At 68.7% G+C, this 14086-nt stretch carries 13 protein-coding genes, 1 pseudogene and 1 riboswitch; of the genes and pseudogenes, 5 read left to right on the forward strand and 9 right to left on the reverse strand.

The features are described 5' to 3' along the window. Positions 1-13: 13 nt before the first annotated feature. The 4 genes from ybeY to DIE15_RS14505 all read right to left on the reverse strand — a co-directional run bounded on the left by ybeY (position 14) and on the right by DIE15_RS14505 (position 4595). Entirely contained in the window at positions 14-799 is a 786-nt protein-coding gene (gene ybeY / locus DIE15_RS14490) for an rRNA maturation RNase YbeY (protein WP_057926612.1), read from the reverse strand. Between the two features lie 153 nt (positions 800-952). Then, positions 953-1999 (reverse strand): PhoH family protein, encoded by a 1047-nt coding sequence (locus DIE15_RS14495; RefSeq protein ID WP_057926613.1) that lies wholly within the window; start codon positions 1997-1999, stop codon positions 953-955. 33 nt (positions 2000-2032) lie between these two features. Then, positions 2033-3406 (reverse strand): tRNA (N6-isopentenyl adenosine(37)-C2)-methylthiotransferase MiaB, encoded by a 1374-nt coding sequence (miaB, locus tag DIE15_RS14500; RefSeq protein ID WP_057926614.1) that lies wholly within the window; start codon positions 3404-3406, stop codon positions 2033-2035. Positions 3407-3662: 256 nt separating this feature from the next. After that, the gene (locus tag DIE15_RS14505; RefSeq protein WP_057926615.1) at positions 3663-4595 is read right to left on the reverse strand and encodes a LysR family transcriptional regulator; all 933 of its coding nucleotides are present in this window, start codon (positions 4593-4595) and stop codon (positions 3663-3665) included. 146 nt (positions 4596-4741) lie between these two features. Here DIE15_RS14505 and DIE15_RS14510 point away from each other — a divergent pair, with 146 nt between their 5' ends. The 3 genes from DIE15_RS14510 (at position 4742) to ribB (ending at position 7986) form a co-directional block, all read left to right on the forward strand. Then, positions 4742-5917, forward strand: a complete 1176-nt coding sequence (locus DIE15_RS14510) for an MFS transporter (protein ID WP_124833638.1) — start codon at positions 4742-4744, stop codon at positions 5915-5917. A gap of 212 nt (positions 5918-6129) precedes the next feature. After that, a complete protein-coding gene (locus DIE15_RS14515; RefSeq protein ID WP_057926617.1) occupies positions 6130-6816 on the forward strand; it encodes a helix-turn-helix domain-containing protein in 687 nt (228 codons plus the stop codon). Positions 6817-7008: 192 nt separating this feature from the next. Beyond that, a riboswitch (FMN riboswitch) is annotated at positions 7009-7157 on the forward strand. Between the two features lie 118 nt (positions 7158-7275). Continuing rightward, positions 7276-7986, forward strand: a complete 711-nt coding sequence (ribB, locus tag DIE15_RS14520) for a 3,4-dihydroxy-2-butanone-4-phosphate synthase (protein ID WP_124621335.1) — start codon at positions 7276-7278, stop codon at positions 7984-7986. Positions 7987-8076: 90 nt separating this feature from the next. Here ribB and DIE15_RS14525 read toward each other — a convergent pair whose 3' ends face one another. From DIE15_RS14525 to DIE15_RS14545, 5 genes and pseudogenes are all read right to left on the reverse strand, one after another. Next, a complete protein-coding gene (locus tag DIE15_RS14525) occupies positions 8077-8763 on the reverse strand; it encodes an HAD family phosphatase (protein ID WP_124833639.1) in 687 nt (228 codons plus the stop codon). A gap of 173 nt (positions 8764-8936) precedes the next feature. Beyond that, positions 8937-9110 (reverse strand): annotated as a pseudogene (locus DIE15_RS37680) (Gfo/Idh/MocA family oxidoreductase); the annotation flags it as partial. Positions 9111-9374: 264 nt separating this feature from the next. Beyond that, the gene (locus tag DIE15_RS14535) at positions 9375-10205 is read right to left on the reverse strand and encodes a TIM barrel protein (RefSeq protein ID WP_124833640.1); all 831 of its coding nucleotides are present in this window, start codon (positions 10203-10205) and stop codon (positions 9375-9377) included. 35 nt (positions 10206-10240) lie between these two features. Beyond that, complete coding sequence (locus DIE15_RS14540) at positions 10241-11275, reverse strand: xylose isomerase (protein WP_124833641.1); 1035 nt, start codon at positions 11273-11275, stop codon at positions 10241-10243. Between the two features lie 141 nt (positions 11276-11416). After that, the gene (locus DIE15_RS14545; RefSeq protein ID WP_057926680.1) at positions 11417-12481 is read right to left on the reverse strand and encodes a LacI family DNA-binding transcriptional regulator; all 1065 of its coding nucleotides are present in this window, start codon (positions 12479-12481) and stop codon (positions 11417-11419) included. A 172-nt stretch (positions 12482-12653) separates the two neighbouring features. Here DIE15_RS14545 and DIE15_RS14550 point away from each other — a divergent pair, with 172 nt between their 5' ends. After that, positions 12654-13739 carry a fatty acid desaturase family protein gene (locus DIE15_RS14550; RefSeq protein WP_173938495.1) on the forward strand — a complete coding sequence of 362 codons (1086 nt, stop codon included), beginning with the start codon at positions 12654-12656 and terminating at the stop codon, positions 13737-13739. A 36-nt stretch (positions 13740-13775) separates the two neighbouring features. Further along, positions 13776-14084 (forward strand): non-heme iron oxygenase ferredoxin subunit, encoded by a 309-nt coding sequence (locus DIE15_RS14555; protein ID WP_011657860.1) that lies wholly within the window; start codon positions 13776-13778, stop codon positions 14082-14084. Positions 14085-14086: the final 2 nt, after the last annotated feature.

The raw sequence follows: 14086 nt of genomic DNA on the forward strand, positions 1-14086 counted from the left end.
GTACGGACGCCTCTTACCGGTAGGGGTTCGGGAAGCCGAGCTTTGCGAGGATGTCGACTTCGAGCGCTTCCATTTCGGCGGCGTCTTCGTCGCTCGTCTCGTGATCGTAGCCCTGCGCGTGCAGCGCGCCGTGCACCAGCAGGTGCGCATAGTGAGCCGCGAGCGGCTTGCCTTGTTCGTGCGCTTCCTTCTCGACGACCGGACAGCACAGCACGAGATCGCCGATCACGGTGCCGTCGGGCGCCGGGTCGTACGCGAAAGTCAGCACGTTGGTCGGGTAGTCCTTGTGGCGATAGCCGGCGTTCAGCGTGCGGCCTTCATCCTCGCCGACGAAGCGCACGGTGAGCTGCGCGCTCGCGAACAGCGCAGGCTCGATCCATTCGGCGATCAGCTTGCGCTTCGGGAGCGCCTTGCGGACGTCGCCGGTGATTTCGTCGCCATACTGCACGGACAGGTCGAGCTCCAGCTCGCGCAGCTCATCCGCCATTTCCGCGATTTCCTCGTCGCGCGGTGCGGGTTCGGCACCCACGTGCAGCGTCACGCTGTCGTAATGCTCGGGCTGCAGCGCGAGTTTCGCGCGCATGGCCGGATCGTTGTGCTGCGCGACGATCGCGACGGCCGCCTCGCCCGAGCTGCCCGACAGGTCGAACATCAGGCTGCGGCCATCGGGGAAGTCGATTCGAAGCCCTTGCGCGTCGACGGTCCGGGCCTTGCCCTTCGCATCGAACAGCGAAAGACGGGGGGAATCGGGCGCGGCGGACTGGTCGCGCCCGGACTTGCGAGAACGGGAAGATTTCATGACGGGTGCGGCGATTGGAACGCGTTGAGGATACACCAAACGGCCGATCGCTCCCGAATTCGAACCGGCCGCGTGCGGACCAAAAAAATGCCCGGCGCGCCGTCGGGCGGGCCGGGCCGATGGCCGGTGCGGCGCGCGGGCGCCGCCCGTGCTTCACGCGTCCTTGTGCTGCGCGTGGAAGTCGTCGTACGCCTCGACGATGCGCGCGACGAGCGGATGACGCACGACGTCCGCGCTCGTGAAGCGCGTGAGCGCGATGCCGCGCACGCCGCCGAGCACCTGCTGCGCCTCGATCAGGCCGCTCTTCTGCGCGCGCGGCAGGTCGACCTGGCTCGTGTCGCCGGTGACGACGGCCTTCGAGCCGAAGCCGATCCGCGTGAGGAACATCTTCATCTGCTCGGGCGTCGTGTTCTGCGCCTCGTCGAGGATGATGAACGCGTGGTTCAGCGTGCGGCCGCGCATGTACGCGAGCGGCGCGATCTCGATCATCTGGCGCTCGAACATCTTCGCGGTCTTGTCGAAGCCGAGCAGGTCGTACAGCGCGTCGTACAGCGGCCGCAGGTACGGGTCGACCTTCTGCGCGAGATCGCCCGGCAGGAAGCCGAGCCGCTCGCCGGCCTCGACGGCCGGGCGCGTCAGCACGATCCGCTTGACCTGGTCGCGTTCGAGCGCGTCGACCGCGCACGCGACCGCGAGGTAGGTCTTGCCGGTGCCGGCCGGCCCGATGCCGAACGTCACATCGTGCTGCAGGATCTGCTTCAGGTATTCGCGCTGCGCGGGCGTGCGGCCGCGCAGGTCGGCGCGCCGCGTGTAGAGCTTCGGCGCCGGCTCCTCGTCGGGCGCTGCGTCGTCGAGCTGCACCGCGGGTTCGTCGAACGGATGGTCCGGGTCGCCGCGAAAGCGTACGTCGAGCGTGTCCTGGCGGCCGTTGCCGTTGGTGTGGCGCACTTCGACCAGCGCGAGCTGGATATCGTCGACCGACAGCGGATCGCGCGCGCGGTTGTAGAAGTTCTCGAGCGCCGCGAGCGCGAGCTTCGCGCCGCGCCCGCGGATCGTGATCCGGTGGCCGCGCCGCGCGAGCGTGACGTCGAGTGCCTGCTCGATCTGCCGCAGGTTCTCGTCGAGCGGGCCGCAGAGGTTGGCGAGGCGCGCGTTGTCGTCGCGCGGCGCGGTGAATTCCAGTGCTTGGACGGTCTTCAAAGTAGCGTCGGGCTCCTGTGGAACGTCAGTCGGTCAGTGGGTGGCCGCGCTCGCGTCGTCGCTCACGAGCAGGAGCTCGCCGCGCAGCGAATGCGGGTACGCATGGTTGATCTTCACGTCGATCATCTGGCCGATCAGGCGCGGGTGCGACGCGAGCGGCGCCGGGAAATTCACGACCCGGTTGTTCTCGGTGCGGCCCGACAGTTCGTTCGGATCCTTGCGCGACGGGCCCTCGACGAGGATCCGTTCGACCTTCCCGACCATCGACCGGCTGATGCGTGCGACGTTTTCCTCGATGGTCGCCTGCAGATGTTGCAGGCGTTTGAGCTTCACTTCGCGCGGCGTGTCGTCGTGCAGGTTCGCGGCCGGCGTGCCGGGACGCGGGCTGTAGATGAACGAGAAGCTGGTGTCGTAGCTCATCTCGTGCACGAGCGCCATCATCTTGTCGAAATCTTCCTCGGTCTCGCCGGGGAAGCCGACGATCATGTCGGTCGACAGCGACAGGTCCGGGCGGATCGCGCGCAGCTTGCGGATCACCGACTTGTATTCGAGCACCGTGTAGCCGCGCTTCATCGCCATCAGGATGCGGTCGGAGCCGTGCTGGACGGGCAGGTGCAGGTGGCTCACGAGCTTCGGCACCTTTGCGTAGGCGTCGATCAGGCGCTGCGTGAATTCCTTCGGGTGCGACGTCGTGTAGCGGATCCGCTCGATGCCGGGGATATCGGCGACGTATTCGATCAGCGTCGCGAAATCGGCGATTTCCGTCGAGCCGGCGGTCAGCGCGCCACGATACGCGTTCACGTTCTGGCCGAGCAGCGTGACTTCGCGCACGCCCTGGTCGGCGAGGCCGGCCACTTCGGTCAGCACGTCGTCGAGCGGGCGCGACACTTCGTCGCCGCGCGTGTACGGCACGACGCAGTAGCTGCAGTACTTCGAGCAGCCTTCCATGATCGACACGAACGCGCTCGGCCCCTCGACGCGCGCGGGCGGCAGGTGGTCGAACTTCTCGATCTCGGGGAACGTGATGTCGACCTGCGCACGGCCGCTCTCGCGGCGCGCGTCGATCATCTGCGGCAGGCGGTGCAGCGTCTGCGGGCCGAACACGAGGTCGACGTACGGTGCGCGCGACACGATCGACGCGCCTTCCTGGCTGGCGACGCAGCCGCCGACGCCGATCAGGAGGCCCGGCTTCGCTTCCTTCAGCTCGCGCACGCGGCCGAGGTCGGAGAACACCTTTTCCTGCGCCTTCTCACGCACCGAGCACGTGTTGAACAGGATGATGTCCGCGTCTTCCGGGGTATCGGTCTTTTCGAGGCCTTCGGCCGCGTTGAGCACGTCCACCATCTTGTCCGAGTCGTACTCGTTCATCTGGCAGCCGAAGGTCTTTACGTAAACTTTTTTCGTCATGGGGATTCGCCGTTCGCAGTGGTTGACCTGGGGGCGTCGTCAAGAGTGAATCGGGACGGCTGCTGCCGGTGCAGCGGTTCGTGCCGGTGCCGCGTGGCGGACCGGGGCGCGCCTGTCGTGAACGCGTGAACTCGTGAAAAGCCGTCGGGAAAGCCTTCCATTATAGCTTTACGCGCCGTCCCGGGCGGGCGGCAGGTTGCAGTCGCACGACGTCCGCCCGGTGCGCTCCGACCCCGATATGACGGCGCGGCGGCCGTCAGCGGCACGCGTTCAGCAGATCGTCGAGCGCCGCTTCCTCGCGCGCGAAGCGTTCGGCGAGGAAGTCGAGCAGCACGCGCACGCGCGGCGCCATGTAGCGCTTGCCGGGATAAATCGCGTGCAGCGGCGCACCCTGGTGCCGCCAGTCGGGCAGCAGGACCTTGAGCCGCCCGGCGCGGATGTCGTCGGCGACATCCCAGATCGAGTTCAGCACGATGCCGTTGCCGCGCAGCGCCCACTCGCGGGCGAGGCCGCCGTCGTTGGTCTCGAATGCGGTGGCGAGCGGCACCGTGCAGGTCTGCGTGTCGTCGCCGCGCGTGAAGTGCCATGTGTTCATCGGCCCCGACGTCACCGTGATCACGTTGCACGGAAAGCGGGCCAGGTCATGCGGATCGCGCGGCACGCCGTGGCGTGCGACGAACGCCGGTGCCGCGCACGGCACGCGCCGGTCCGCGGCGAGGCGGCGGGCGACGAGCGCGCCGTCGGGCGGCGCGGCGAAACGGATCGCGAGGTCGATCTCGTCCTGCCACAGGTTCACCGTCGAGTCGGATGCCGTCAGCGAAAACGTCACGTCCGGGTAGCGCGCGGTGAATTCGTCGAGCCAGTCGAGCAGCCGGCGGCGGCCGAAATCGGACGTCGCCGACAGCCGCACCCGGCCGCCGACGACGTTGCGGCCTGCCTGCAGCAGCGCGTTTGCATCGTCGAGCGCCTGCAACGCCTGGCGGCAGCCGCTCAGGTACAGGCGGCCCTCGTCGGTGAGCCGCAACTGCCGGGTCGAACGGTCGAACAGCCGGGTGGCGACCGCGGCCTCGAGCTTCGCGAGGCGCGCGCTTGCGGCGGCCGGCGTGAGGTTCAGCTTGCGCCCGGCCGCGGTCAGGCTGCCCAGTTCGGCCGCCTCGACGAACAGCCGGATGTCGCCCAGTCGATCCATCGGATTTTCCAGAATCTTTTGAAAATGGTTCAAATGCCACGCCAATTATCAAAGATAGGCGTATTCGGGACAATGCGCGCACATCCCGCTTCTTGTGCGGTGCGGCACCGAGACGGCGCCGCTCCCGCCGCCTTCCGGAGAACGTCATGCCCATTCCACTACTGGCGCTTGCAATCAGCGCCTTCGCCATCGGCACCACCGAATTCATCATCATGGGGCTCTTGCCCGAAGTCGCGCACGACCTCGCCGTGTCGCTGCCGTCGGCCGGCCTGCTGGTCACGGGCTATGCGCTCGGCGTCGCGGCCGGCGCGCCGCTGCTCGCCGTGCTGACGAGCCGCATGCCGCGCAAGGCCGCGCTGCTGTTGCTGATGGCGATCTTCATCGTCGGCAACGTGCTGTGCGCGAGCGCGTCCGGCTACGCGATGCTGATGGTCGCGCGCGTCGTCACGTCGTTCGCGCACGGCTCGTTCTTCGGCATCGGCGCGGTGGTCGCCGCGTCGCTCGTGCCAGCCGACAAGCGCGCGAGCGCGATCGCACTGATGTTCACGGGCCTCACGCTGTCGAACGTGCTCGGCGTGCCGTTCGGCACGTTCGTCGGCCAGCTGCTCGGCTGGCGCGCGTCGTTCTGGATCGTCGCCGCGCTCGGCGTGCTGTCGCTCGGCGGCGTCGCGCTGCTGGTGCCGAACCGCCACGACAGCGGGCCCGTCGGCCTCGGCCACGAAGTGCGCGTGCTGAAGGAGCCGCAGGTCTGGCTCGCGCTGTTGATGACGGTGCTCGGCTTCGGCGGCGTGTTCGTCGTGTTCACGTACATCGCGCCGATCCTCGAAACCGTCACCGGCTATTCGCCGCGTGCGGTCGCGTTGATCCTCGTGCTGTTCGGTGCCGGGCTGACGGTCGGCAACACGCTCGGCGGCAAGCTCGCCGACCGCGCGCTGATGCCGTCGCTGATCGCGATCCTGGTCGCGCTGATGGCCGTGATGGCCGTGTTCGCGAAGACGAGCCACCAGCCGGTCGCGGCCACCGTCACCGTATTCGTGTGGGGAATCGCCGCGTTCGCGACGGTGCCGCCGCTGCAGGCGCGCGTCGTCGAGAAGGCCGCGAGCGCGCCGCATCTCGCGTCGACGCTGAACATCGGCGCGTTCAACGTCGGCAATGCGGGCGGCGCGTGGCTCTGCGGCCTCGCGCTGGGACACGGCTTCGCGCTCGACGTGCTGCCGTGGGTGGCCGTCGCGGTGACGTTCGCGGCGCTCGTCGTCACGTGGCTCGCGATGCGGCTCGATGCGCGCGCGCCGGCGCGCGGCGCGGCACCGGCTGCGCAGTGAGCGAAGCATCGAGCGGCCGTGCGCCGGCGCAGGGGCGACAGGGCACGGTTCGCGAGGAACGCATTCCTCCGCGATGCTGATAACGGTGTGAAGATAACTTCGTTTGCGGGCTCAGGGCTGGGTGATAGCGTCTCGATACGCGCCGTCCGTGGCGCAACCCGATTCCGGCTTACCCCATTCGCAGGGCCGCACGGCGGCCTGGAGGCCATGCTATGTCTTCACCCCTGGCGCTGGTGCGCGACGTGTCTTCCTCCTTCGAGTCCGGCGATGCCGCCGACGCGCGGACGTTCGCGTCGCTCGACGTCCTCGAGCAGCTCGTCGGCGTGAACCTTGCGCGCTTGCGCGCCGAGCGGCAACTGTCGCTCGATGCGCTCGCGCGGCTGTCCGGCGTATCGCGCGCGATGCTCGCGCAGATCGAGTCCGCGCGCAGCGTGCCGTCGATCAAGGTGCTCTGCAAGATCGCCGCGGCGCTGAAGGTGTCGGTCGCCGCGTTCCTGCGCCGCCACGCGGTGAACGGCTTCGAGCACCTGGCGGCCGAGCGCGCGGCGCGCGTCGTCAGCTCGAACGGCCGCTTCTCGGCGCGTGCGCTGTATCCGGAGGGCGAGCCGGCCGCGGCCGAGTTCCACGAGCTGCGGATCGCGCCGCTGCACACGGAGCCCGGCACGCGCCGCGCACCCGGCACGACGGTCAACCTGGTGGTCAGCGAGGGCACGCTCGAAGTCAGCGTGCACGATCGCCGTCAGTTACTCGCGACCGGCGACGCGATCGTGTTCGACGCCGACCAGCCGTACAGCCTGCGCAACCCGGGCGATAGCGAGGCACGCGCGTTTCGTGTGACGGTGAGCCCCGAAGTGCCGCCGCGCTGGCTCGTGCCCGACGCCGCGCACGCGGCCGGCTGACCGCGTGCGGGCTGGCTCGCCGGGCCGGCGCCGGTTCCGTTCGGGACGGGCGCGCAGGCCGGGTGTCGGCCGTTCGGACGATGCCGTTAGACGGGGTCGTCAGTAAGGTTTTAGGTGAGGTTTGCTGCGCGGCGCGCGCAGCTGAGGTATGCTTGGCCCGCCGCTGCCGGGACGGATTCCGGCCGGCAATCAGTGCGTCTTCAGGGCGGGGCGAAATTCCCCACCGGCGGTAGGCTGGCGTAAGCCGGCGAGCCCGCGAGCGCCCGCGCATCCGCGCGGGGTCAGCAGATCTGGTCGAATGCCAGAGCCGACGGTCATAGTCCGGATGAGAGAAGATGTGCAGATAGTCATGTCCGTCAGGGCCGCTTCGCCGTGCGTGCGAAGCGGGTTGTCGTTCTGTCTGTTTGCAATGCCCTGAAACGTTTTTCGCCCAAATCATCATTGCGAGGAGCGTTTCACATGTCCTTCATGTCCGTTTCGTCGGCCCCCGCCGACGCCTTTGCCGATCTCCCGTTGCTCGATTCCGAACCGGTGCCGCCGCGCATCGCCGCTGCGCTCGACGCGTTGCGTGCGGGCCGCGCGGTCGTGTTGCAGGACGATCACGACCGGGAAAACGAGGCCGACCTGATCGTTGCCGCCGAGCGCATCACGCCGGAGACGATGGCGCTGCTGATCCGCGAGTGCAGCGGCATCGTGTGCCTGTGCCTGACCGACGACAAGGTTCGCGCGCTCGAGCTGCCACCGATGGTGCAGACCAACGAGAGCCGCAACGGCACCGCGTTCACCGTGTCGATCGAGGCACGCGAAGGCGTGCATACCGGCGTGTCCGCGGCCGACCGCGTGACGACGATCCGCGCGGCGATCGCCGACGATGCGAAGCCGTACGACATCGTGCGCCCCGGCCACGTGTTTCCGCTGCGTGCGCAACCGGGCGGCGTGCTGGCGCGTCGTGGCCATACCGAAGGGACGGTCGATCTCTCGATTCTCGCGGGCCTGAAGCCGGCGGGTGTGCTCTGCGAGCTGATGAATCCGGACGGCACGATGACGCGCGGCGACGATGTCGAGCGTTTCGCGCAGCAGCACGGGCTGCCGATGCTGACGATCGCGGAGCTCGTCGAATTCCGCGAGGCGCTGGCGGCCGCGCGCGAGCGCTGCTGCGAACCGGCCTGACGGCCGGTGTGGCGGGCGCGCAGCTGCGCCCGCGATACGGCGTGCGCAGCGAGCCGCACGCCGGTCATGCCGATCCGGCGCGGCCGTCGGTCAGGACTGCACGTCGCCGAATTCGCCGCGCAGGCCGGCCGCGACGAGCGCCGGCAGTTCATCCATCCTGCGCATGATCCGCGTGATGCCCATCGCGCGCAGCGCGTCCGCGTAGTTGTCGGGGATGTGGCTCGCGCCGACGAACGCGATCGTCTTCATGCCCGCCGCGCGCGCGGCGTTCAGGCCCGACACGCTGTCCTCGACGACGATGCAGCGCGCCGGCGTGACGCCGAGCGTGTGCGCTGCATGCAGGTACACGTCGGGGTAGGGCTTCGGCCGCGCGACCTGCTCGGAGCTGAACACGCGATCACCGAAGATTTCGGTGAGCGATGCGCGCTTCAGCGAGCTGCGCACGCGCACGAGCCGGCTGTTCGATACCACCGCGGCCGGCAGGCCGACCTTCAACAGCGCGTCGCGCACGCCGGTGATCGGCGCGAGCGATTGCGCGAGACCGGTCTCGATGTTGTGCTCGATGGTCTCGATGAAGTTGTCGGGCATCCGGATGCCGAAATGCGCTTCGAGCCCGGCGAGAAAGCGCGACGTCTGCTGGCCGAACGCGGACTTCGCGGCGTCTTCGAAATCGAGATGAGGGAAGGTGGCGGACAGGGTTTCGAACAGCACGCGGTCGGCAATGACTTCGCTGTCGACGAGTACGCCGTCGCAGTCGCAGATAAGGTGATCGAGCATGGTGGTGGAGAGGCGGGGTGTCGGCGACGCCGATCATCCCGCCATGATACGTGCTTTCGCAGCTGCGCCGCGTGACGTTTGGGCGAGTCCGCTTGCGCGACCGGGCCGAGCCGGCGTACCGGATCCGGCCGGTGATCGCGGCATGGCGGCGGCGGTCCGGCGCCGGCCGCCGCCGCGCGTTCGATGTCGGTGGCCTGCGCGCCGTGCGCGTGCGCGTGCGCGAGCGCGTCGGCCGACGGTGCATGACGGTCGATCACGTACTTGAGTTTCGCGCCCGGGTGGCGCGCCAGATTCGCCGCGTGGATCTTCCCGATTCTTCCCGCACCGAACAACGCGAATTCGATCATGGTGTTCTCCTGGTGACTCCGTTGTGTGTCGACGGCGCGCGGCACGCATCGGCCGCGCCCTGTGTTGTCCGTCGGAACGAAGGGTTGATGCCAATGTTCACGGTGGTCCGCGAACGGCCCGGCAGCGGATTCGCGAGGTTGTCGTTGTCCGTGCCGGGACTGTTGCTCGCGACCGGGAAATTCGAGCCGCTCGCGTTGCGCACGTGCGCGACAGTCGCATGGAGCAGCATGCGCGTCGACAGGCTGTACGCGCCGCCGCGGCGCTCAGCGAGCCGCGAGCTCGCCGCGCAGGTAATTGATGCTGGCGCGTAGCCGGCCTTCGATGTCATCCGCTTCGGCGATCTCGTTCGCGAACGGCTCGAACGAGAATGCCCCGTGATAGCCGCGCGCGAGCAGCTCGCGCAGCTGCCGGACGTTGCCGAGCCGGTCGGCGCCGCCGATCAGTACGCGATGGCCGTCGCGCATCCGGTCGACCGGCAGGTCGCTTTCCTCGACACCCGAGATGTGCACGAGGCCCGTCAGGTTCGGGAAGAAGATGTTTTCGCCCGACAGGTGGTGATGGAACGTGTCGTGCACGAGCCGGAATACCTGTTCGCCGGCCGCGGCGTAGATGCCCTTCACCGCGTCCGACTTGCGGCGCAGCGCGCATTCCTCGAAGCCGAGCGGCTCGATGAAGCCGAGGAGGCTGCGCGCGTCGAGGATCGGCTTGAGTGCCTTCAGCGCCTTCACGAGATCGGCGTGGCGCGCGTCGGCGTCGCGCGTGTCGCCGCGGCTGTTGGTCGGGCACAGCACCAGTGCGCGCGCACCGCATTGCGCGGCGTAGTCGGCGAGCAGGGTCGCTTCGTCCGCGCGCTCGGCATTCCATTGCTCGAAGCGCTGCAGCGCGTTGATCGTCAGGATCGTCACGCCGCCGGCTTCGGCCGTCGCGCGCACGGCCGAAGCCGGCGTGCCGTCGGTGATCTCGACGCCGTCGAGATCGTTGCGGATCTCGATCGCGTCGACGCCGAGCCTGCGGCACAGCGCGACATAGCGGTCGAGCGGCAGGCGCGGCGCGCTCATCCGGTTCAGCGAAAAGTGAAAGGCTCGTTGCGTCATCGTTCTGTCCTCAGGTCTCGAGCGGGGCGGGCGAATCAGGTGAAGCTGCGCGCGCTGCTGCCGGCCGGCGTGTCGGGCGGGTCCGCGGCGAGCGCGCGCCAGGTGTCGCGCAGCCATTGCGCGCACGCGACGTTGTTCTCGAAGATCGAATAGCGGGCGCCGCCGCCGTAGTCCGGAAACGGGATGAACTCGCAGCTGATCTGCTCGAGCCGTGTCGGCCGCGCGTGCACCTGCCACTGCAGCAGGTGCCGCAGCGCCGTCTTCCACGTGTCGAGCGGCGCTGCGCGCCATTCGCCGTGATAGGCGCCCGGCGCCGGTTCGACGAACGGGTACTGGATTCCGCGGCCGGGCCGGCCGTCAGCGCGGCGCATCCAGCGGTTCTCCGGATTGTTCGGAATCACGCTGCGCGCATGCGCGTGCCGGACCCAGCCGCGTGCGATCCAGTCGGCGTAGACGGCCGACCGTGACGCCGGGTCGAGCAGGCGGTGCGCGCCGTCGGCCGGCCCGCGCAGGTTCGACGCGTCGAGTTCGGCGCGATTGCCGATCTTGAACAGCAGGTGCGAATGGTCGAGCGTGATCCGGAACGGCACGCCGGCCTGCTCGACGCATTGCGCGACGCGCGCGATTCGCAGGACATCTTCGCTCCACATGTCGACGTGCACTTCGAGGCTCGGCAGGCAGCCGACGGGCTCGCCGCGTTCGTATGCACGCAGGTAGAAGTCGGCGACTTCGCGGTCCGACAGCGGATGGCCGTCCGCGTGGTGCGCGTACAGCTGGCAGTTGAGCACCGTGCTGCCGAACTTTGCGCCGGCGTCGACGATCTCGGCGACGTGCGCTTCGTCACGGCCCGCGCACCAGATGCCGCCGATCACGCGAATCGGCAGCGCATGCCGGTCGACGAGCGCGAAATACGGCGCGAGATCCTCGCCGCGCACCGGGTTCTTCTCGACATAGTCGAACACGCCGGCGCCGGCGATCATCCGGAACCGCTCGGCGGGCGTGGGCAGCGGCAGGCCGTCGTGTTCGAGCACGCCGTCGAGGTTTGCGCCGATGAGGATCGCTTCAGCCATCGTCTCCCGTCCGTTCTGGTTCTGGATGGTTGCCAAATGTACGGACGTGCCGCGCGGCATGCATGACAAACGTTGACGAAAAATCGCCAATGCGGCGGTCGATTTTTTCGCGATGCGCAGCCGCGCGATGCGCGGCGAGCGTCAGGCCTGCAGGTACGCGCTGGTGCGCACGTTGGCCGAGCAGAACACGCGGAATTCGACCGGGTCGCCCGGCGGCAGTCGTTCGACGATGCCGCACGCATGCAGCACGTGCTGCAGCGCGGAAATCGCCTGGCCGTCCGGATCCTGGTCGATCGCGATGTCCATCGAGCCGGCTTCGATATAGGTGCGATGCAGGTCGATCATCTCGTGCCCGATCCAGACGACGCGTCCGGCCGCGCCCGCCTTGCGCAGCGCCGCCTCGATACCGGCGGAGCCCGCGCCGCTGTTGTAGATCCCGACGATATCGTCGTACCGGTGCAGCGCGTTCGTGACCGCGCGGTAGCAGCGGTCGTCCTGGTCGAGCGTTTCGACCGGTGCATCGTCGCAGCCGAGGCCGGTGAACGCCTCCTTCAGTTGATCGACGCAGCCGGCCATCCGGTCGGCATGCGCACGGTAGCCCATGCGTCCGCCCAGCAGCAGCACGCGGCCGGGGCGTGTCGCGAGGCGGCCGATGTAGTAGCCGGCCGTGCGCCCGGCGCGGTAGTTGTCGATGCCCGCGTAGTGCACGCGGTCGACGCCGCCGATGTCGGTGACCATCGTGACGACGGTCTCGCCGCGCGCGATCGCGCCGGCCAGCGCGTCGCGCACGCGCGGCGTGTCGCGCGCGGTGACGATCAGCGCCGCGCGCCGGTAGGCGGGCCGTTCAATCAGTGCGGCGGCGCGCTCGTCGTCCGCGGCGGGCAGGATGGTCCGGTGCACGACCACGCGCCGGTCGAGCATCTGCAGCGAGCGCTGCAGCGCCTGCTGCAGCCGCCGGAAGAACGGCGCGTCGGTGTCCGGCAGCAGCACGTCGACGTGGAGCAGCCCGTGCCGCGTGTCGGGCAGCTGGCGCGGCACGCCGAGCTGGCGTGCGGCCGCGACCACGCGCTCGCGCGCCTGCGCGGACACGCTGCCGCGCTCGTTCAGCACGCGGTCGACGGTGGTCGTGCTGACCCCGGCGAGCGCCGCGATCTCGTCGAAGCGCGCCGTGCGCTTGCGCCAGCGCGGCCCGGACGGGTCGGTCATGGTCGTCTCCATGTTGGTCGTCGCCATCGGTGCGTGGCGCTGTCCGGAACGCTAAAGCGATGGCGAAATTTCGTCAACGTTTCGATTGAGCGGGCCATGGCCGTCGCCTAATTTTCAATGCATGACGCAGCGCTCGACGCGCTTCCCGCAAACGAAAAGCCAGGAGACACGCGTGGCCCATCCGGACGACCAGGCGCACGATCGCACCGCGGCGGCGCGCCGTCAGGAATACCGAATGATCGGCGGAGCCGGCGAGCGCGCGCAGGCCGCGGGGCTCGTCAACGCCGAGTGGTACCGGTGCCCGGTGTCGCGACCGCTGATGAAGCAACTGATGCAGCGCGACGATGCGCGCGCGATCCGCGACACGCTGATCTGGTACGCGGCGATCGTCGCGAGCGGCGTGCTCGCGTGGCTCGCATGGCGTGCGCATTCCGCGTGGGCGATTCTCGCGTTCTTCGTGTACGGCACGCTGTACTGCAGCCCGGCCGACTCGCGCTGGCACGAATGCGGGCACGGCACCGCGTTCCGCACGCGCTGGATGAACGACGTGCTGTATCAGGTCGCGTCGTTCCAGGTGTTCCGCCGCGCGACGGTATGGCGCTGGAGCCACGCGCGCCATCACACCGACACGCTTGTCGTCGGGCGCGATCCGGAGATCGCCGCGCCGAAGCCGACCGACTGGCTCGGGCTCGTGCTGAACGTGATCGCGCTCAAGCATGTGGCGGGCGAACTGCGCAAGATGGTCATGCTCGCGTTCGCTGGCCGGCTCGACGACGAGGAGCGCACCTACGTGCCCGAATCGGCGTGGCCGAAGGCCGTGCGCGAGGCGCGCATTCATCTGACCGTTTATGCACTCGCGATCGGCGCGGCGCTGTACTCGCGCACGATCCTGCCGCTGCTGTACATCGGGCTGCCGAGCCTCTACGGCGCGTGGCTGTACCTGTACTTCGGCCTCACGCAGCATGCGGGCATGCCGGAGAACGTGCTCGATCACCGGCGCAACTGCCGGACCGTGATGATGAATCCGGTGTTCCGCTTCCTGTACTGGAACATGAACTACCACGTCGAACACCACATGTTCCCGATGGTGCCGTTCCACGCGCTGCCGAAGCTGCATGACGCCGTGAAGGCCGACATGCCGCCGCCGTACAGCAGCACGCTGGCCGCGTATGCGGAGATCGTGCCGGCGCTCGTCCGGCAGACGCGCGATCCGTCCCATTACGTCGTGCGGCCGGTGCCGGACACGGCGCGTGCTTGACCGGCATCGAACCTTCCAACCAAGGAGACACGCATCATGACGCAATGGATCGACACCGGCGCCCTCGACGACATCGACGACGAGGACGTCGCCCGCTTCGACCACGACGGCCGCACGTACGCGATCTACCGGATCGACGGGAACGTGTATGCAAGCGACGGGCTGTGCACGCACGAGCACGTGCATCTCGCGGACGGGCTCGTGATCGACCACGTGATCGAATGCCCGAAGCACAACGGGCGCTTCGACGTGCGCGACGGCCGGGCGCTGTCGGCACCCGCCTGCGAGAAGCTGCGCACCTACCGCGCGAAGGTCGAGGACGGCCGCATCCTGATCGAGGTGTGACG

The sequence above is a fragment of the Burkholderia sp. Bp9031 genome, from assembly GCF_003857965.1.
Classification (GTDB): Bacteria; Pseudomonadota; Gammaproteobacteria; order Burkholderiales; family Burkholderiaceae; genus Burkholderia; species Burkholderia ambifaria_A.